The following is an 18,369-nucleotide window of genomic DNA, read 5'->3' as shown; positions in this document are numbered from 1 at the left end:
CCGAATCAGTTCGTCTGGCGCGAGTCGTCATCGCCTGCCTGGGCTTCCATTCGCTTGGCGACCTCGGCGGCCTTGGCCTGGTAGTCCTCGGGCGAGTAGCCAGCCTCCTCTAGCGCCTGGGCGACCTCCGGCGGCATGTAATTCTCGTCGTGGCGGGCCAGGACTTCATCGGCCCGGATCCAGCCCTCGGAGGTAAGCTCGCCGACCACCACCACGCCCTGCCCCTCGCGGAAAAGGTCGGGCAGGATGCCGCTGTAACGCACCTCCACGTCGTCGACGTAATCGGTGACGGTGAAGGCCACGTCCAGCGTCTCGGTATCGCGCGAGACCGACCCTTCCTTGACCATGCCACCGGCTCGCAGAGTACGCTCGAAAGGCGCATCACCGGCCGCGATCTGCACGGGGCTGAAGAAGAGATTGATGTTGGCGCGCAGCGCAAAGAGCGTCAGGCCCACGGCAATCGCCGCCAGGGACACCAGCCCCAGGATCACGAAGAGTTTTTGTCGGCGCTTAGGTGTCATCGATGTCTCCAACCCTTGAAGGGGAACGGGGTGTCCTGCCCTGGGCGGCGTGATGCCGCTCGCGGCGGCTGCGGCGCTGCAGTTGGCGTATCAGCTGGCGACGTTCGTGGCGTGCGTGCCACACACTGCCCACCAGCAGCGCTAGTGTCATCGCCCAGGCGCTCCAGACATAGGGCGCGTGACCGCCCATGGCAAGAAAGTCGGTCAGTGACGAGAAGGCCATCAGCCCCCCTCCCCGGCCAGCTCACGCACCCAGCGCTTGGTCGATTCGCGGCGCAGGATCTCGCTGCGGGTCCGCGTCAGCGTCAGTGCAATGAAGAAGCAATAAAAGCCCAGCACCATGATCAACAGCGGCATCCACATCTCCATAGGCATGGCGGGGCGCGAGGTCACGCTGAACGTCGCCGGCTGGTGCAGGGTGTACCACCAGTCCACCGAGTACTTGATGATCGGGATATTGATCACGCCCACCATGGCCAGCACGGACGCCGCCCGGGAGGCACTGTCGCGGCTGGAAAAGGCCCCGCGCAGGGCGATCACCCCGACGTACAGGAACAGCAGGATCAGCATCGAGGTCAAGCGCGCGTCCCACATCCACCAGGTCCCCCAGGTGGGCACGCCCCACACGGCGCCGGAGAACAGCGCGATGAAGGTCATGGCCGCCCCCAGGGGCGCCATCATGGCCGCGGCCATGTCGGCGATCTTGATCTTCCAGACCAGGAAGATCAGTCCCGACACCGCCATGGCCACGAAGATCGACTGGGCCAGGAAAGCCGCCGGCACGTGCACGTAGATGATCCGGAAACTGTTGCCCTGCTGGTAATCCGCCGGCGCGAAGGCCAGCCCCCAGATGCTGCCGACCGCGATCAACAGCGCCGCCGCCGCCCAGAACCAGGGCAGCAGCCGAGCGCTGATGGTATAGAACCACTTGGGCGATCCCAACTTGTGAATAAAGGCCCACATGCCGCGTTAATTCCTCATCCGTTGATACTGATGCGCAGCGACGCCGCGATCGCCCAGGGCGCGAACATCAGGGCCACCGCAAGCAGGGCGCCGAGTATGGCCAGGTGCGCCGTGATTCCGTCCCCCAGAATGGCCGCCTGGACGGCGCCGGCCCCGAAGATCAGCACCGGAATGTAAAGCGGCAATACCAGCAGCGAGAGCAGAACGCCACCCCGGGAAAGCCCCACGGTTAGGGCCGCACCGATGGCGCCGATCAGGCTCAGGCTGGCACTGCCGAGTGCCAACGACAACGCCAGGACCAGATAGCTGCCGGCCGGCAGCGACAGCATGATGCCGAGTACCGGCGCCATCAGGGCGAGTGGCAGCCCCGTCAGTAGCCAGTGCACCGCCACCTTGGCCAGCGCCAGCGCCGCGAGCGGCTGGGGCGAGAGCAACAGCTGCTCCAGGCTGCCGTCGTCGTAATCGCCGCGGAACAGGCTATCGAGTGATAGCAACGCCGCCAACAGAGCCGCCACCCAGAGCAGGCCTGGGGCGATGGTGGACAGCAGTTCCGGATCGGGCGAGATACCAATCGGAAACAGCGTAATCACCAGCGCGAAGAACACCAGCGGGTTGAAAACCTCGCCACACCGCCGCATCAGCAGTGTCAAGTCACGCTTGAAGGTGGCATGCAATGCGACCCTCAGCCCACCGCGAGGTTCCCGGTGCGACGGCGTGGCGGGCCCGGCCTTGCCCACCGACGCCTCAGTGCCGGACATGCGCATTGCCGGCTCCGAGCCGCACATGACGCAGGACGGGCGTCGCCCTCAGCGCGTGGTGAGTGGTGACCAGCACAGCGCCGCCATCGTGCGCATGCGCCTCGAGCCGCGTTTCGAGCTCGGCCACGCCCTCGCGGTCGATGGCGGTAAACGGCTCATCGAGCACCCACAGCGGTCGCGGCGTCAGTTCCAGGCGCGCCAGCGCCACGCGGCGCTGCTGCCCGGCGGAGAGTTGGCCGGTGGGCAGGTCCTCGAAGCCGGCAAGTCCCACGCCCTCGAGTGCTGCCAGTCTGTCGGCTTCACTGTCGGGGTCCCCGGCCATGGCCTGGTACCAGGCAAGATTTTCCAAGGGGGTCAGGGTCGCCTTGACGCCGGCCGCATGACCAAGATAAAGCAGGCTCGAGAGAAAGGCGTCGCGTGCCTGGTGCATCGGCGCCTCGTTCCAGAAGAGCTCGCCCTGATAGTCCGCCAGTTGACCCGACAGGATCTTCAGCAGCGTGGTCTTGCCACTGCCATTGGGGCCCTCGATGCGCACGATTTCACCGGCCACGATATCCAGATCGAGATCCTCGAACAGCCAGCGATCATCGCGTTCACAGGCCAGCCCTCGGGCTTGCAGACGCAGGGTCAAGGCACTCTCCGGGAATGGGGTATTTCGGCCGAAACTTTACACGCAAAGGGCTTTCGCTACCAGTCGCGGCGCTGCGTCAGCCAGTCGCAGTTGACGTGTGTCAAGTCGGCGTTGACACAGCGTGCCTTGCCAGGTCTGCGCCAGCTGATAGGCTCATGTAACACTGTACGAATCGACAGCTTTCATCTCGCGGGTCCGCAGACAGGAGTAGTCACGACATGCCGAAAGTCAGATCGCAGTTCCTGCAACGCCGGCTCAATCAGCCGTCTTCCATGGCTTGGGAAATTATCGAGGGCAACGATCTCGTCGAGATCCCGCTGCTTGGGCAAGTCTCGGCAGGCCTGCCTATCGACGCATGTCCTGATGTCGGCAGTCTGCAGGTGCCCTCACGCATGGTGCGCCGTAACACCTATGCCCTGCGCGTTCGCGGCGACTCGATGATCGACTGCAATATTTTCGACGGGGATGTCATCATCATCGAGCGCAGCGAGAGCGCGGAAAATGGCGAGACTGCTGTAGTGATGATCAACAATCAGGAAGTGACCCTGAAGAAGCTCTATATCGAGAAATCCGGCGTTCGCCTGCAGCCGGCCAACGAAGGCATGGCGCCGATCTATCTGAAGAATGACGATATCCAGGTACTCGGCCTGGTAATGGGCGTGGCGCGACAGGCGGAACTGGCCGCCTGATGCGCTACCTCGTGCCTGACCTGTCGCCCGGCGCCTGGCACTCAAGCGAGTTCGAGGTGGAAAGGAGCCGCTTCATCGCCTGGGTATGCCGAGCGCCTGACAGTCCTGCCTTCGAGGCCCTGCTTGCGACCGCACGCCAGCGGCATTCGAGCGCCAGCCACCATTGCAGTGCTTTCATTGTCGGCCCGCCCGGCGAGCAGAATGCCATCGGTTTTTCCGATGATGGGGAGCCCGGGGGCACCGCCGGCCGGCCGATATTCCAGGTCCTTGAAGGTGCAGGGCTAGGCCAGGTGGGCTGTGTCGTCATCCGCTATTTCGGCGGCACCAAGCTGGGCACCGGCGGCCTGGCCCGGGCTTACGCCAGGGCTGCAACGATGGCGCTCGACACACTACCCAGTCACGAACTCGTCGAACGCGCTTCGCTGCATATCAGGGTCGATTTCGCCGGCGAGGCCGAGGCGCGCGCCTGGCTGACCGAACAGGCTGTGCCAGTTACACAGGCGGATTATCGCGCCGACGGCGTCTTGCTCACTCTCGGCTGGCCCACGGACACGCCAGTTGACCTGAGCCCCCTTGAGACACGGCTTCGGGGGCGTATTACGCTGTTGAGGTGACATGTTAGCTCCCCTTGCAGACTCATTAGCACGACTTATGTTCCGCTGCCTCGAGATGACAAACTTTCATGGCGAGTTGACGTATCTTTCACCGCTAAACTATATTCCATGCTCAATAATCGATTTTTATTACAAAGACAATCCATGACAATCATTTCAATTGTGCTCGATGTCATCGCCGACAGGCCGACGCCATGACCGCTGGCAAAAGCATGCATCTGAGTGCTCTGTTCTGGGCGTTCACGCGCATCGGCCTGCTGGGTTTCGGCGGTGGACCGGCCATGATCCCCTTGATCCAACAGGAAGTGGTCAAGCGGCATGCCTGGCTCGATGACGACGAATTCGCCGATATCCTGGCCATCGGCAACACCCTGCCCGGACCCATTGCCACCAAGATGCCCGGCTACATCGGCTATCGAGTGGCAGGGATCGTCGGCTGCGCGATCGCCGTGCTCGCCGTGATCCTGCCGATGATCGTGGCCATGGTAGTGATGCTCACTATTTTTTCTCGTTACCAGGACGTCGCCTGGATTCGAGGCATGGGACAGGCGGTCGTGCCGGTGGTCATGATCATGATGGCCCAGTTGACGCTAGACTTCTGGAACAAGTCGCGCCTGGCTCTGGGATGGATCGTTAGTCTGATTATGGCCAGCGTGGCCGGCGTGCTGATCTACTTCCTCGGCATCCATCCCGGGTGGATCATCGGTGGGCTGCTGGCGGCTGCCCTGCTGCGTCCCACCTCACCAGGCAAAGAGGCCAGTCGATGATCTACTGGGAGCTGTTTCTCGCTTTCTTCATCCCCAACATCATCGGCTACGGTGGCGGTCCGGCGATCATTCCGCTGATCGAGGCCGAGGTCGTCGGCCGCTACGGCTGGATGGGCGCTCAGCAATTCGCGGAAACCCTGGCGTTGGGCAACGCCCTGCCCAGCCCCATCGCGACGAAGATGGCCGGTTATGTCGGCTACGACGTGGCGGGCGCCGGTGGCGCCCTGGTGGCCGTCTTCGCCACCGTTGTGCCTTCGCTGCTGTTGATGCTCGGTGCCCTGGGCCTGCTGTACCGCCATCGCGACTCGCCGCGTGTGAAACGCATGAGCCAATGGGTTCGCCCAGTGATCGCGATGATGATGGCTTGGCTGACCTGGAGCTTTTTCAGCGAGGGGCTCGACAGCGCCGGCTGGCTGCACACCGTGCTGATCGGCGCCGCGGCCGCCATCGCGCTACTGCGCTTCAGGACACATCCGGCCTTCGTCGTGATGGCCGCGCTGATCTATGGAGGTCTCTTCCTGGGCTGACACAACCGTCTCATCACCACCGCAACACAATAACAACAGCAATCCGCAACACGCGCTCACCCCGCTCCCGACGAGCGGTAATCACCATACGACTCACAACAGCAAAGGTGCTACTTCATGATGCGCTCAAGACTGACCCTCACTATTGCCGCCATCGGCCTGGCCTCAAGCGTTGCCTTGACCGCCACCGCGCAGGCCGACTACCCGGAACAGGATATCCGCATGGTCATCCCCTACGGCCCGGGCGGCGCGACCGACATCATCTTCCGACTGATTTCCAAGGAAGCCGAGAAACACCTTGGTGAAGCCATCGTGCCCGTCAACATGGCCGGTGCCGGCGCGACGCTCGGCTCGAGAAACGTCAAGGATGCCGACCCCGATGGCTACACCCTGCTGGGTAGCCACGACACCATCGCGCTCTCCAAGCTGGCCGGCACCGTGGATTATTCCTATGACGCCTTCGAGCCGATCGCCCTGCTGACCCAGACCATCAACATCCCGACCGCACACGCCAACCATCCGGTACAGAGCGCCGACGAGATCGCCGACTATGTCAGCGAGAACCCTGGAGATGTACGCTTCAGCATGATCCCGAGCTCAACCGATCACTTCTTCTGGGTGCAGTTCTTCGACGCCGCGGGCATCGACATGGCGGATGTGCGACTGGTCGGCTATCCGGATACCGGCGAGCAGGTATCGGCCCTGATGGCCGAGGAAGTCGACTTCGCGATGTTCAACCTGCCTTCCGGCGGCGCGTATTACGAGGACGGCACCTTCCGCCCGCTGGCCGTCGCCCATCCCGAACGGCTGGACAGCCATCCCGACGTTGCCACCCTGCGCGAACAGGGTATCGAGATGGATCACTCGACCAGCCGAGGTATCTTCGCGCCCAAGGGCACGCCTGAGGAGATTCAGGCCACCATCGCCGATGCCTACGGCAAGGCACTGGAGAACGAGGAGATCAGCAGCCGCATCGAGAACGAATTCGGCTCGGTGGTGCGCTTCCTGGCCGGCGACGACTATCTCGAATTTCTCGACGAGAACGAGGCCGCGCTGACCGCCGCCGCCGAGAATATCGACTTCCAGAACTGATGTGGTGATTCCCTGCCGACCTCGTGCGTGACGGTCGGCAGGTGTCTCCCGAGAGACCTATCATGCTGATGCTTACCAAGGATCGTGCCCTGGCGCTTGCCATGATGCTCATGGCCGGCATCCTGCTGGTGGAATCCGGCGACATTCCCCCACCGACCAGTTGGCAGCCCTATGGCTCGGCGCTGTTTCCGCGAATCCTGCTGGTCTTGATCGTCGCGCTCTCGCTGCTGATCCTGATTCGCTCGCTGCTGGCCGGCGCCAGACCGGCCGACACTCCCCGCCGCTCCTTCCCGCAATGGCTCGCCCATAACCGGTCCGTTCTGGGCCTGTTTCTGTTGTTTGGCCTTTATGCCGCCCTGCTGCCGCTGGTGGGCTATATCGCAGCGACGCTGGGCTTTCTGGTTCTCGCCTTTGCCCTGCTGCTGGGCATCAATACTCGCCGCAAGTGGATCATCAACCTTACCGTGAGCGGCATTCTCGTGCCGCTGGTGTACGTGATCTTCCGTTACGGCCTCAATGTCTGGCTACCCTGACGCACTCGGAGCGAACCATGGCTGACTTCTTTCTTCAGGCACTCGGTCAAGTCGGCAGCCCCATGGTCCTGGCGCTGATCACGATCGGAGTGCTGTTCGGCATCATCGGTGGCTGCATACCGGGTTTCACTGTGACCATGGCAATTCTGGTGGTCTTCCCGTTCACCTTCGCCATGGACCCGATCAGCGGCGTCTCGCTGATGGTCGGCGTCTTCGTCGGCGGCTATTCGGGCGGGCTCGTCTCGGGGATCATGCTGGGCATACCCGGCACGCCCTCCTCGATCACCACCGTCTATGATGGTTATCCCATGGCCCAGAAGGGCGAGCCAGGCCGGGCACTGGGCATCGGCGTGGCTGCGTCTTTCATCGGCACCCTGATCAGTGTGGCGGTGCTGGTCTTCTTCGGCCCGTTGATCGCCAGCTACAGCATGAAATTCCGCCCCTGGGAGATCACCTCGCTGATCGTCTTCGCCCTGACGCTCGTGGCGGGCTTGTCCAACGGGGCCATGCTCAAGGGCCTTCTGGCGGCTGCTCTGGGGCTGTTGATCACCACCGTCGGCTACGATCGCAACAGCAACCTGCGATTCGACTTCGACCTCCCGGTACTCGGCTCCGGCTTCGAGATCCTGCCGGTGATGATCGGCATTTTCGCCTTCTCGCAGTTGATGGGGAACCTAGAGAAGCTGCGCGACGACAAGAGCGACATCAAGGACGTCAACACCAACGTCGCGATCCCCTACCGACAGATCCTGGTGGATATGTCGCGCCAAAAGATCAACACCGTGCGCTCGTCACTGATCGGCAGCCTGGTGGGCGCGCTTCCCGGGACCGGCGGGACCGTCGCCAACTTCATCAGCTACGATCAGGCAAAGAAGATGTCGCGCCACCCCGAGCGCTTCGGCACCGGCACACCCGACGGCATCGTCGCGTCTGAAGCCTCGAACAGCGCGGTCGCTGGTGGCGCCTTCGTACCCACCCTGGCGCTGGGCATTCCAGGTGACCTACCGATGGCGATCATGATGGGGGTGCTGATCCTGCACGGCATTACCCCGGGTCCGCTGATGTTCGAGCAGAACCCGGTGCTTGTCGGAGCCATCTACGCCAGCTTGCTGATCGGTGCTGTGGTCATGGTGCTCAGCCAGCTGCTTCTGGTGCGCTGGTTTGCCAAGATCTCGCTGATTCCCCAGCAGGTGCTGGTGCCCGTGGTGCTGATGCTGTGTGCCGTTGGCGCCTTCGCGCTGAACAACAATCTCTTCGATGTCTGGGTACTGTTCATCTTCGGCATCCTGGGATACCTGCTCTGGAAGGCCGAGGTGCCACTCACCCCGCTGATCCTCGGCGTGGTGCTGGGCGACAACATGGAGCGCCAGCTGTTTCGCGCCCTGGAACTCGACAGCAGCTGGCTGACTTTCCTAACCCGACCGCTATCGGCGCTGTTTCTTGCGCTGGCGGTGGTGTCGCTGCTCTTCTCGCTGTACCAGAACCGCAAGATTCGCCTCCATGCCCTCGAGACAAAAGGCGAATGACGCCTGAACCCTATTTCCGTTTAAAACCTATTTCCGCTTGAAACCTATTGACGTTTAAACCCTACCAGGAGCCAGCGCATGCAGCATGATGCCCTCTATTATCCGAGCCCTTCGCGGCGCATGGCCAGTTTCGGCCGCCGTGGCATGATCGCCACCTCCCAGCCGCTGGCCGCCCAGGTGGGCATGCGCATCCTCCAGCAGGGAGGCAATGCCGTAGATGCGGCCATCGCCTCGGCCGCCGCGCTCACTGTTGTCGAACCGACGTCCAACGGGATTGGCAGCGATGTCTTCGCGATCGTCTGGATGAACGGCAAGCTTCATGGCCTCAACGCCAGTGGCCCGGCGCCGGCCGGCGCTACTATCGAGGCTGTAAAGGCGCTCGGGCATGAGCGCATGCCCAAGCACGGCCTGATTCCGGTGACCGTTCCGGGCGCTCCCGCCGCCTGGTCGGCGCTGTCGAAGCGTTTCGGCAAGCTGCCCTTTGCCGAGCTGCTGGCTCCCGCCATCGAGCTAGCCGAGCAGGGTTATCCGGTTTCGCCGATTGTGCATCAGATGTGGGAGGAGGCCTTTCACAGCTACAGCGCCTACGACGAGGCCGCCTTCACGCCGTGGCTCGACACCTTCGCCCCCGACGGCCATGCCCCGAGGCCAGGCGAGCTCTGGTCATCGCCGGGTCACGCCAGCACGCTACGCGCCATTGCCGAAACGCAGGGCCAGGCGTTTTACTCGGGGGAGCTGGCCGACAAGCTCGATGCGTTCTCGCGCGAGCATGGCGGTTTGCTGCGCAAGGAGGACCTGGCACGCTTCGAGCCCGAGTGGGTCGAGCCGATCGGCACTCGCTATCGCGGCCACGACATCTGGGAGATCCCGCCCAACGGCAGTGGCATGATCGCGCTTCAGGCGCTCGGCATGCTCGAGCAAATGGGCGATGAGGTCCGCGACCCGGTCGAGACGCTGCATCGCCGCATCGAGGCCACCAAGCTCGCCTATGTCGATGGGCTCGAACACATCACCGAACGTGATCAAATGAAACCCAGCGTCGAGCAGATGCTGGCGGACGACTACCTGGCCTCGCGCACCAAGCTGATTGGCGAGCGCGCGCTGGACCCGCTCCACGGCAACCCCATCAAGGGCGGCACGGTGTATCTCGCCACGGCGGATGGCGACGGCAACATGGTCTCGCTCATCCAGAGCAACTTCGCGGGATTCGGCTCGGGCATCGTCGTGCCGGGCACCGGCATCAGCCTGCAGAACCGCGGTTGGTCGTTCTCCCTCGACCCCGAGCACGCCAATGCCCTAGCGCCGGGCAAGCGCACCTACCACACGATCATCCCCGGCTTCATTACACGCAACGGTGAGGCTGTCGGCCCGTTCGGTGTCATGGGCGGTTTCATGCAACCCCAGGGACACGTCCAGGTCGTCACCGCCATGCTCGACGATCATCTCAATCCCCAGGCGGCGCTGGATGTGCCACGCTGGAAGTGGACCGAGGGACGCACCGTGGAAGTCGAACCGCACTTCCCCGACCACCTCGCCCAGGCGCTGGCCCGTCGCGGCCACAAGATCGTCAAGGCGGCCGACCCGATCAGCTTCGGCCGGGGCCAGATTATCCTGCGCGACAGTGAGACCGGCGTCTTGAGCGGCGGTACCGAGCCGCGTACCGATGGTGCGGTCATTCCCTGGTAGGTCATTCCTCGATAGTCGCCGTAGCCCGACTCATTCCCGACAGGCTCGCCTAAAGGGAAAGCAAGTGAAGTATCACAACAAGGAGCATCATGATGATGATCGATCTCGACAATACTCTTCACAAAAATGCGCAATCGTTGAAGCCGCTGAACTGGAAAGCCCTGGCAGGTGGCTTGATGGGCACCTGCCTGCTGCTTGGCAGCGTCTCGGCCACGGCACAAAGCAGCGACTATCCGGAAAAGCCGGTCGAATTCATCGTTCCCTGGTCGCCCGGTGGCGGCAGCGACACCTTGATGCGCATCGTTTCCAACCACATCGAGTCGCACCTCGGCCAGCCGATGCCCATCATCAACATGCCTGGCGTCAGCGGCACGGTAGGGCTGGCCGACCTGGCCGACAGAAATGCAGACGGTTATACGGTGGGGCAGGTTCACGATGGCTTCCTGGTCTCCCACCATACTGGCCTGACGCAGAACAACTGGGACGACTATGAACCCATCGCCTCGGTGACCGCCTCGCCACAGTACGTCACGGTAAATGCCGATCGCGACTGGGACACCTTCGAGGATTTCGTCGATTACGCTCGTGAGAACCCCGGAGAAATTCGCTTCGGTGTCACCCTGGGCGGCGTACCGCACCTCCACGCTGCCATGATCGAGGAAGCCGAGGATATCGCCTTTCGCTATGTCGGCTTTGAAGGCACCGGCGAGCGTATCCGTGCGCTGGTTGGTGGCCATATCGACGCGGCGATGGGCGACATCGCTTCCAGCAACCAGTTCGTGGAGAACGGTGACTTGAAATTCCTGGCCGTTGGACATACCGAACGCATGAAACAGACGCCCGATGTTCCGACCTTTCAGGAGCTGGGTTACGACAACCTGAACCTGTCCATTCTACGCGGCCTGATCGCCCCGGCGGGCACTCCCCCCGAGCGTATCGAGATCCTGGCGGATGCCCTGGAGGCAATGACCGATGACGAGGACTTCGTGACCAGCGTCAACAATGCCGGTGCCGAGGTCCAGTTCATGGGGCCGGACGAGTATCGCTCGCATCTTGAAGAACTCGATGGGACAGTCGAGCGTCTTGCGGAAAACCTCAAGCAATGAACGATGCAACTCGCCAAGCCCGGTCGCCTAGCGACCGGGCTCGCCAGGAGGAAACCCGTGCCAAGGCCATGGGCCATATCGTGCTCAACGTTACCCTGGCGGTACTGTTCATCTTCTTGTTCCTGCGCGCCGGTTCCCTGCCCTCATCCATGTGGGAGCCTCTGGGGTCGGGCAGCTTTCCCCGCATGGTGCTGGCCGCTCTGGTGGTCTTCAACGGTCTGATCATTGCCACCGAGGTCCGCCACTTCATCGCCATGCCGGCTTTGCCCGCGAAGGCACTGACCGGCTGGTGTTACCAACATCGGCTGGCCTTCGGGGTACTGGGTCTGTTCACCCTCTTCATCCTTGCAGTACCGATCCTTGGCTTTCGCTGGTCAAGCCTGCCCTTTCTCATCGCCTGTCAGTTTCTGCTGGGCGCTCGCCATTTTCGCGGCATTCTCATTGCCATCGCAGTGGCATTAGTGATGTCGTTCGGCATCGAAGCGCTGTTCCGCGATGTCTTCACCATCTCCCTGCCACGCGGGTTGTGGAACTAAACCACGACTCATGACGGCATAGTCGACCCAGGAGCCAGACCACCATGGAAGCCTTCTTGTCCGGGGTAGATCAACTGTTCAATCTGCCGACCCTGCTGACAATGTTGGTGGGGGTGATCGCGGGTGTCATCGCCGCGGCGATCCCCGGCTTCACCATTACCATGGCCATTGTGTTGACGTTGCCCCTGACGTTCACCATGCCGCCGCTTCAGGGGGTCGCGACGATGCTGGCCGTCTACATCGGCGGCTACACGGGCGGGATGATCAGCGCCGCCCTGCTGGGGATACCCGGGACGCCATCGGCCGTGGCGACGACCTTCGATGCCTTTCCCATGGCCCGCAAGGGAGAACCCGGACGCGCCCTGGCCCTGGGTGTCTGGGCCTCCTTCTTCGGCACGCTGATCAGCTCGATCGTGCTGATCATTGCCGCCCCACCCCTGGCTATGATCGCCGTCAAGCTGGGCGCCTGGGAGTACTTCTCGCTGGTGATCTTTGCGCTCACCATCGTGGCAAGCCTGGTGGGGAGCTCGATGATACGGGGTCTCATGGCGGGCACGCTGGGGCTGCTGATTGCCACCATCGGCGCCGATCCGCTGATGGGCGTGACGCGATTCACCTTCGACATTCCGGTGCTATCGGCGGGTATTCCTTTCCTCGTGGTGCTGATCGGCATCTTCGCCGTCAGCCAATTGCTTCAGGAGGTCGAGAACCCAGAGCAGATCAAGCAGGGCAAGGCATTGATTTCCTCGAACATCGACTTCCATCCCCTCGCGGTCCTGCGCGAGGTGGTGATGCAGCCGATCAATCTCCTGCGCTCGTCGCTGGTAGGGGTCTTCATCGGTGCGGTGCCCGGGGCGGGCGGCAGCATCGCCAACCTACTGGCCTACGACCAGGCCAAGAAGGGCTCCCGCACCCCCGAGGCGTTCGGTGAAGGTTGCAGCGAGGGGGTCGTGGCCTCGGAATCGGGAAATTCCGCCACCTCGGGCGGCGGCCTGATCCCGCTGATCGCGTTGGGGATTCCCGGCAGCGCCGTGGATGCCGTGCTGATGGCGTCGCTCATGGTGCACGGTATCGGTATCGGACCCCGGCTGATCCTCGACCATGCCGACACCGTCTACGGGATGTTCATGGCGATGTTCCTGGCCAGCGCCATGATGCTGGTCGTGTGCCTGCTCAGCATGCGCCTGTTTCTCAAGGTCACGAACGTGCCCAAATCGATCATCGTCCCAGTGGTGCTAACGTGCTGCGTGGTCGGTGCGTTCACGCTGAACAACCGCGTCACCGACATCTACTTGCTGCTCGGTATCGGCATCTTCGGCTATGTACTCACCAAACTCGATTATCCCCTGGCCCCGCTAGTGCTGGGTGTGATACTGGGGCCTATCGCCGAAACCAACCTGCGCCGGGCGCTGATGACCAACGAGGACTGGACGCTGTTCTTCACGCGCCCGGTGTCGCTGATGCTGTTGGTACTGGCCGGCGTATCGATCATCATGGCCATACGCTACCGAATAAAACACCAGCGTCGGACGACCGCCCTCGAATAGCCTGGGCTATCCCAGGTACTTGATCATCACCCCGGCGGCCACCGCCGAGCCGATCACACCGGCGACGTTGGGACCCATGGCGTGCATCAGCAGGAAGTTGTGGGGGTTGGACTCCAGCCCCACCTTGTTGGCCACCCGTGCCGCCATGGGCACCGCCGACACGCCCGCGGCCCCGATCAGCGGGTTGATCGGCATCTTGCTCATCACGTTCATCAGCTTGGCCATCAGCACCCCGGCCGCGGTGCCGATGCCGAAGGCCACCATGCCCAGCCCCAGGATGCCCAGGGTCTCCAGGGCCAGGAAGCTGTCGGCCATCAGCTTGGAGCCCACCGAGAGCCCCAGGAAAATGGTCACGATGTTGATCAGCGCGTTCTGGGCGGTGTCGGAGAGCCGCTCGACCACGCCGCACTCGCGCATCAGGTTGCCGAAGCAGAACATCCCCAGCAGCGGTGCGGCATCCGGCAGGAAGAAGGCCACCAGCAGCAGGATCGCGATCGGGAAGACCACCTTCTCGAGCTTCGACACCGGACGTAGCTGGGTCATGGTGATCTCGCGCTCCCGCTTGGAGGTCAACAGCTTCATGATCGGCGGCTGGATCAGCGGGACCAGCGCCATGTAGGCATAGGCAGCCACGGCGATGGCGCCCAGCAGCTCCGGGGCCAGCACGCTCGACACATAGATCGAGGTGGGGCCGTCGGCGCCACCGATGATGCCGATGGCGGCGGCCTGATTGAGCGAGAAGTCCATCCAGCCCATCGCCGACATGCCCACCGCACCGAGCAGGGTGGCGAAGATGCCGAACTGCGCTGCCGCGCCCAGGAACAGGGTGCGGGGATTGGCCAGCAGCGGGCCGAAGTCGGTCATCGCCCCCACGCCCATGAAGATCACCAGCGGGGCGATGCCCGAGGCGATGGCCACGGTGTAGAAGCGATAAAGCATGCCGTCGCCGTAGCCAACGCCGACCGCCACGTCGCGGGCGGCCCGCAGCGCCTCCGGCGCGGCACCCTCATGGGCCAGCCCTTTCAGGGTCTCGCGCCACGTCTCGGCGCCTGCTGAGGGCTCAAGGCTCGCCCCCAGCGCGACCCCGAGCTGCTGTAGCACGGCGGGTCTGGCCACCTCGATCGCCTGATCCAGCGCCGACAATGCCAGCCCCGCCTCGGGGATGTTGGCGAGTATCCCGCCGAAGCCGATCGGCACCAGCAGCAGCGGCTCGAATTTCTTGGCGATGGCCAGGTACAGCAGCACCAGCCCGACCACGATCATGACGAGCTGGCCCAGGCTCAGGTTGTAGAGCCCCGAGCCATACCAGAGGGTCAACAAATTGTCCATACGACGCCCCTAGAGCACGACCAGCGGGTCACCGACAGCCACGCTGTCGCCTTCGCTGACCTGGATGGCGGATACGGTGCCGGCACGCTTCGACCTGACCTCGGTTTCCATCTTCATGGCCTCGAGAATGATCACTACATCACCCGCGGCGACGCTGTCCCCCGGCTTGACGTTGATCTTGAAGATGTTGCCGGCCAACGGCGCGGTGATGGCCTCGCCCGACGATTCATCCTGTGCCGGCGCCGCCTTGGGCGGCTCTCCGTCCTGCTCGGCGACCTCACCGATCTCGCCGCCTTCGGCGACCTCGACAACGTACTGCTTGCCATTGACGGTAACGGTGTAGGTCTCGGGGCCATCCGGCGCCGCGCCCTGGGTCGACGGTGCCTTGGCCTCGCTTTTCGCGGGCAGCTGGGCACCTGCCTCCGGAGTTTCTTTCTCAGGGGGCTCTTGCCCAGGAGCCTGGGGCGCGGGTTCGAAGGCCTCGGGGTTGTCGCGGTGCTTGAGGAACTTCAGGCCGATCTGCGGGAACAGCGCATAGGTCAGCACGTCATCGATCTCGCGCTCGCCCTCGGCCAGGCGGATGCCCTCGGCCTTGGCCTTGTCCTTGAGTTCGGCTGTGAGCCGGTCCATCTCCGGCTCGAGCCGGTCGGCCGGACGACAGGTGATCGGCTCGCCGCCCTCCAGCACGCGCGCCTGCAGTTCTTCGTTGAAGGGCGCCGGCGCGGCGCCGTACTCGCCCTTGAGCAGCGCCTGGACCTCCTTGGAGATCGACTGGTAGCGCTCGCCCATCATCACGTTCATCACCGCCTGGGTGCCGACGATCTGCGAGGTCGGGGTGACCAGCGGGATGAAGCCCAGATCTTCACGTACCTTGGGAATTTCCTTGAGCACGTGGTCGAGCTTGTCACCGGCGCCCTGCTCCTTGAGCTGACCTTCCATGTTGGTGAGCATGCCGCCCGGCACCTGGGCGATCAGGATGCGCGAGTCGATACCCCTGAGCGAGCCCTCGAAGGCGGCGTATTTCTTGCGCACTTCACGGAAGTAGGCGGCGATCTCCTCTAGCAGCTCGAGGTCCAGCCCGGTGTCGCGCTCGGTCCCCTGCAGGATCGCGACCACCGACTCGGTGGGACTGTGGCCATAGGTCATCGACATCGACGAGATGGCGGTGTCGACGTTGTCGATGCCCGCCTCGGCGGCCTTGAGCGCGGTGGCGGTGGACAGGCCTGTGGTGGCATGGCAATGCAAGTGGAGGGGAATGTCCACGGCGGCCTTGAGCTTGGTGACCAGCTCATAGGCATCGTAGGGCTTGAGCAGGCCAGCCATGTCCTTGATCGCCAGGGAGTCGGCACCCATGGCGGCGATGGTCTTGCCTAGCTCGACCCAGCCGTCCAGGGTGTGCACCGGACTCACGGTATAGGAGAGCGTGCCCTGGGCATGCCCCTCGACCTGTCTGACCGCTTGAATGGCCCCTTCGAGGTTGCGCGGGTCGTTCATGGCATCGAAAATGCGGAACACGTCGATGCCGTTGGTCTTCGCGCGCTCGACGAAGCGGTCGACCACGTCATCGGCGTAGTGGCGATAACCAAGCAGGTTCTGGCCACGCAACAACATCTGCTGGGGCGTGTTGGGCATGACCGCCTTGAGGGCTCGCAGGCGCTCCCAGGGATCCTCACCTAGATAGCGGATGCAGGCGTCGAAGGTCGCTCCACCCCAGGATTCAATCGACCAGAAACCGACCTTGTCGAGTGTCTCGGCAATCGGCAACATGTCGTCCAGACGCATCCGTGTGGCAAACAGCGATTGGTGGGCATCACGCAGTACCACATCAGTAATGCCAACCGGGTGGCGAGTCGAGTCTGTCATAGCGTTGACCTTGTCGTTATGGATGAGCCATCACGCGGTGAGGCAGGCAAAGAAACGTTGGCTTGCGGTGACGCCTTCAGCGACGATGACGGCGGCGATAGCGATGCACGGCGGCGGTGATGGCGACCATCACGTCATCTTCCTGGCTTGCCGGGGCGCCGGTCTGGCCAGGTATCGGCGCCTCGGGCGTAACCGGCTCGGGGAAAAAGCGACCGATGGCCTTGGACATCAATGTGGTAATGGCCACCAATAACGTAAGAAAAACAAAAACGAACCCCATGCCGAGGCCCATCAAGGAAATTCCTTCTTGGAATAGCTGCGTGTCCTGCATGGAGACATTCTCCTCATCTTTGCGTCGAAAGCCCGCATGATTGGCTATCAGCAGGCTTTTAGGCGCTTCGGGGCGTCTTTCCCACCTCACCAGAAACACACGACCATGGCGGCATGATGAAAAATAGCGTGGTTAATTTACTACATAACGGCCGCATTGGGCTAGCGCCTATGGAAGGGGTCATTGACGCCACGACCCGTGACCTACTCACTCGCCTTCCTGGATTCGACTGGGCGGTGACGGAGTTCACACGCGTTGTCGACGCATGCCTGCCCTCGCGCGTCTTTTACAAGCACTGCCCCGAGCTCAATGGCACCCGGGTCGCTACCCCATCGGGTGTACCGGTATCCCTTCAACTACTAGGCTCGGACCCCGCCGCACTGGCGGCCAACGCCCGCCAGGCGCTACGGCTCGGCGCCACGCAACTCGATCTCAATTTCGGCTGCCCGGCCAAGACAGTCAACCGTCATGATGGTGGCGCTTCGCTACTGCGCGACCCCGAGCGCGTCCATGCCGTCGTCAACGCTGTCCATGGCGCCGTGAGCGACAAGATTCCCGTAACCGCCAAGATCCGCCTGGGCTTTGCCGACCGACGCCTGGCACTGGAATGCGCGCTGGCCGCCGAAAGTGGCGGCGCCTCGCAGCTAGTCGTCCACGGGCGGACCCGCGAGGAGGGCTATCGGCCGCCCGCCCACTGGGAATGGGTCGGACGCATTCGACAGCGCCTGACGATTCCAGTCGTCTGCAACGGCGACATCTGGACCCTGGAAGACTACTGGAAGGCCCGCACGCTCTCGGGCTGCCAGGATGTCATGCTCGGGCGCGGCGCCCTGGCCGACCCTTGGCTGGCGATGCGAATTCGCCATTGGCAAGCCACTGGCGAGCGGCTCGCCGACACCTCATGGCAGTCACGCGCCACCCTACTCGCCGAATTTGCTGCATTGCAGCGTAGCACACTTCGCGATCGGGTTGTCACCTCCCTCGTCAAGCAGTGGCTAGGCCAGATGCGCCTCCACCACGCCGAATCGGCCAGACGTTTTCACTCCCTCAAGCGCTTGACGGACCTGGACGCCCTACTAGACGGACTCAGCGCACCTGACCCCAACCCCGTGGCACTCGACCGTCAGCACGAGCCTGCCTGACGACGCGGCGAGGCGAACCAGATCAGGCATTTGCGAGGCATTGGGGTAGACATACAGGCAGGCGCAAAAAAAGAGACGCCCATCGCGTTGCGACGGCGCCTCAAACGATCGCTGGGCCCACGCGCGAGCTACAGCGCGTCGGCCCAGCCAGTTTACGTGCCAACGAAAACAAGAAACCCGCCCTCCCAAGGAGGACGGGTCGGAATCT

The 18,369-nt window shown here is 63.1% G+C and carries 20 protein-coding genes; 12 read left to right on the top strand and 8 right to left on the bottom strand.

Features of this window, described 5'->3' with window-relative positions:
- Positions 1-5: 5 nt before the first annotated feature.
- From ccmE to ccmA, 5 genes are read right to left on the bottom strand one after another with little or no spacing between them, the layout of a single operon-like run.
- Entirely contained in the window at positions 6-521 is a 516-nt protein-coding gene (gene ccmE, locus KG088_RS06115; RefSeq protein ID WP_213824623.1) for a cytochrome c maturation protein CcmE, read from the bottom strand.
- Positions 511-744 carry a heme exporter protein CcmD gene (gene ccmD / locus KG088_RS06110; protein ID WP_213824622.1) on the bottom strand — a complete coding sequence of 78 codons (234 nt, stop codon included), beginning with the start codon at positions 742-744 and terminating at the stop codon, positions 511-513. Before ccmD ends, ccmE begins: the two co-directional genes overlap by 11 nt.
- Positions 744-1,484 carry a heme ABC transporter permease gene (locus KG088_RS06105; protein WP_213824621.1) on the bottom strand — a complete coding sequence of 247 codons (741 nt, stop codon included), beginning with the start codon at positions 1,482-1,484 and terminating at the stop codon, positions 744-746. Before KG088_RS06105 ends, ccmD begins: the two co-directional genes overlap by 1 nt.
- Before the next feature lie 14 nt (positions 1,485-1,498).
- On the bottom strand, positions 1,499-2,242 hold the full coding sequence (ccmB, locus tag KG088_RS06100) for a heme exporter protein CcmB (RefSeq protein ID WP_213824708.1): 744 nt from the start codon (positions 2,240-2,242) through the stop codon (positions 1,499-1,501).
- Positions 2,229-2,873 (bottom strand): cytochrome c biogenesis heme-transporting ATPase CcmA, encoded by a 645-nt coding sequence (ccmA, locus tag KG088_RS06095; RefSeq protein ID WP_213824620.1) that lies wholly within the window; start codon positions 2,871-2,873, stop codon positions 2,229-2,231. Before ccmA ends, ccmB begins: the two co-directional genes overlap by 14 nt.
- 218 nt (positions 2,874-3,091) lie before the next feature.
- On the opposite strand from ccmA, the gene KG088_RS06090 reads away from it, so the two are divergent.
- The 11 genes from KG088_RS06090 to KG088_RS06040 all read left to right on the top strand — a co-directional run bounded on the left by KG088_RS06090 (position 3,092) and on the right by KG088_RS06040 (position 13,496).
- The gene (locus tag KG088_RS06090; protein ID WP_213824619.1) at positions 3,092-3,562 is read left to right on the top strand and encodes a LexA family protein; all 471 of its coding nucleotides are present in this window, start codon (positions 3,092-3,094) and stop codon (positions 3,560-3,562) included.
- Positions 3,562-4,176 (top strand): IMPACT family protein, encoded by a 615-nt coding sequence (locus KG088_RS06085; protein ID WP_213824618.1) that lies wholly within the window; start codon positions 3,562-3,564, stop codon positions 4,174-4,176. The genes KG088_RS06090 and KG088_RS06085 overlap by 1 nt, the downstream gene beginning before the upstream one ends.
- Before the next feature lie 194 nt (positions 4,177-4,370).
- Positions 4,371-4,943, top strand: a complete 573-nt coding sequence (locus KG088_RS06080) for a chromate transporter (protein ID WP_406565593.1) — start codon at positions 4,371-4,373, stop codon at positions 4,941-4,943.
- A complete protein-coding gene (locus KG088_RS06075) occupies positions 4,940-5,470 on the top strand; it encodes a chromate transporter (RefSeq protein ID WP_213824617.1) in 531 nt (176 codons plus the stop codon). Before KG088_RS06080 ends, KG088_RS06075 begins: the two co-directional genes overlap by 4 nt.
- A 117-nt stretch (positions 5,471-5,587) precedes the next feature.
- The gene (locus KG088_RS06070) at positions 5,588-6,562 is read left to right on the top strand and encodes a Bug family tripartite tricarboxylate transporter substrate binding protein (protein ID WP_213824616.1); all 975 of its coding nucleotides are present in this window, start codon (positions 5,588-5,590) and stop codon (positions 6,560-6,562) included.
- Positions 6,563-6,624: 62 nt separating this feature from the next.
- Positions 6,625-7,095 (top strand): tripartite tricarboxylate transporter TctB family protein, encoded by a 471-nt coding sequence (locus tag KG088_RS06065; RefSeq protein WP_213824615.1) that lies wholly within the window; start codon positions 6,625-6,627, stop codon positions 7,093-7,095.
- Positions 7,096-7,112: 17 nt separating this feature from the next.
- Positions 7,113-8,621, top strand: a complete 1,509-nt coding sequence (locus KG088_RS06060; protein WP_213824614.1) for a tripartite tricarboxylate transporter permease — start codon at positions 7,113-7,115, stop codon at positions 8,619-8,621.
- A 78-nt stretch (positions 8,622-8,699) separates the two neighbouring features.
- Positions 8,700-10,307 carry a gamma-glutamyltransferase family protein gene (locus KG088_RS06055; RefSeq protein ID WP_213824613.1) on the top strand — a complete coding sequence of 536 codons (1,608 nt, stop codon included), beginning with the start codon at positions 8,700-8,702 and terminating at the stop codon, positions 10,305-10,307.
- A gap of 89 nt (positions 10,308-10,396) precedes the next feature.
- Positions 10,397-11,413, top strand: a complete 1,017-nt coding sequence (locus KG088_RS06050; protein ID WP_213824612.1) for a Bug family tripartite tricarboxylate transporter substrate binding protein — start codon at positions 10,397-10,399, stop codon at positions 11,411-11,413.
- Complete coding sequence (locus tag KG088_RS06045; protein ID WP_213824611.1) at positions 11,410-11,949, top strand: tripartite tricarboxylate transporter TctB family protein; 540 nt, start codon at positions 11,410-11,412, stop codon at positions 11,947-11,949. The genes KG088_RS06050 and KG088_RS06045 overlap by 4 nt, the downstream gene beginning before the upstream one ends.
- Positions 11,950-11,993: 44 nt before the next feature.
- Entirely contained in the window at positions 11,994-13,496 is a 1,503-nt protein-coding gene (locus KG088_RS06040; RefSeq protein ID WP_213824610.1) for a tripartite tricarboxylate transporter permease, read from the top strand.
- Positions 13,497-13,502: 6 nt separating this feature from the next.
- Here the strand turns inward: KG088_RS06040 and KG088_RS06035 are convergent, their stop codons facing one another.
- The 3 genes from KG088_RS06035 to KG088_RS06025 all read right to left on the bottom strand — a co-directional run bounded on the left by KG088_RS06035 (position 13,503) and on the right by KG088_RS06025 (position 17,019).
- Positions 13,503-14,825 carry a sodium ion-translocating decarboxylase subunit beta gene (locus KG088_RS06035; RefSeq protein ID WP_213824609.1) on the bottom strand — a complete coding sequence of 441 codons (1,323 nt, stop codon included), beginning with the start codon at positions 14,823-14,825 and terminating at the stop codon, positions 13,503-13,505.
- A 9-nt stretch (positions 14,826-14,834) separates the two neighbouring features.
- On the bottom strand, positions 14,835-16,688 hold the full coding sequence (gene oadA / locus KG088_RS06030) for a sodium-extruding oxaloacetate decarboxylase subunit alpha (RefSeq protein WP_213824608.1): 1,854 nt from the start codon (positions 16,686-16,688) through the stop codon (positions 14,835-14,837).
- Between the two features lie 76 nt (positions 16,689-16,764).
- Positions 16,765-17,019, bottom strand: coding sequence for an OadG family protein (locus tag KG088_RS06025; RefSeq protein ID WP_213824607.1), 255 nt, complete (start codon positions 17,017-17,019; stop codon positions 16,765-16,767).
- Positions 17,020-17,189: 170 nt separating this feature from the next.
- On the opposite strand from KG088_RS06025, the gene KG088_RS06020 reads away from it, so the two are divergent.
- The gene (locus tag KG088_RS06020; protein ID WP_213824606.1) at positions 17,190-18,161 is read left to right on the top strand and encodes a tRNA dihydrouridine synthase; all 972 of its coding nucleotides are present in this window, start codon (positions 17,190-17,192) and stop codon (positions 18,159-18,161) included.
- Positions 18,162-18,369 lie beyond the last annotated feature (208 nt).

It is taken from the genome of Halomonas jincaotanensis, assembly GCF_018448785.1.
In the GTDB taxonomy this organism is placed as follows: domain Bacteria; phylum Pseudomonadota; class Gammaproteobacteria; order Pseudomonadales; family Halomonadaceae; genus Halomonas; species Halomonas jincaotanensis.
This window is presented reverse-complemented; position numbering and strand designations above follow the sequence as displayed.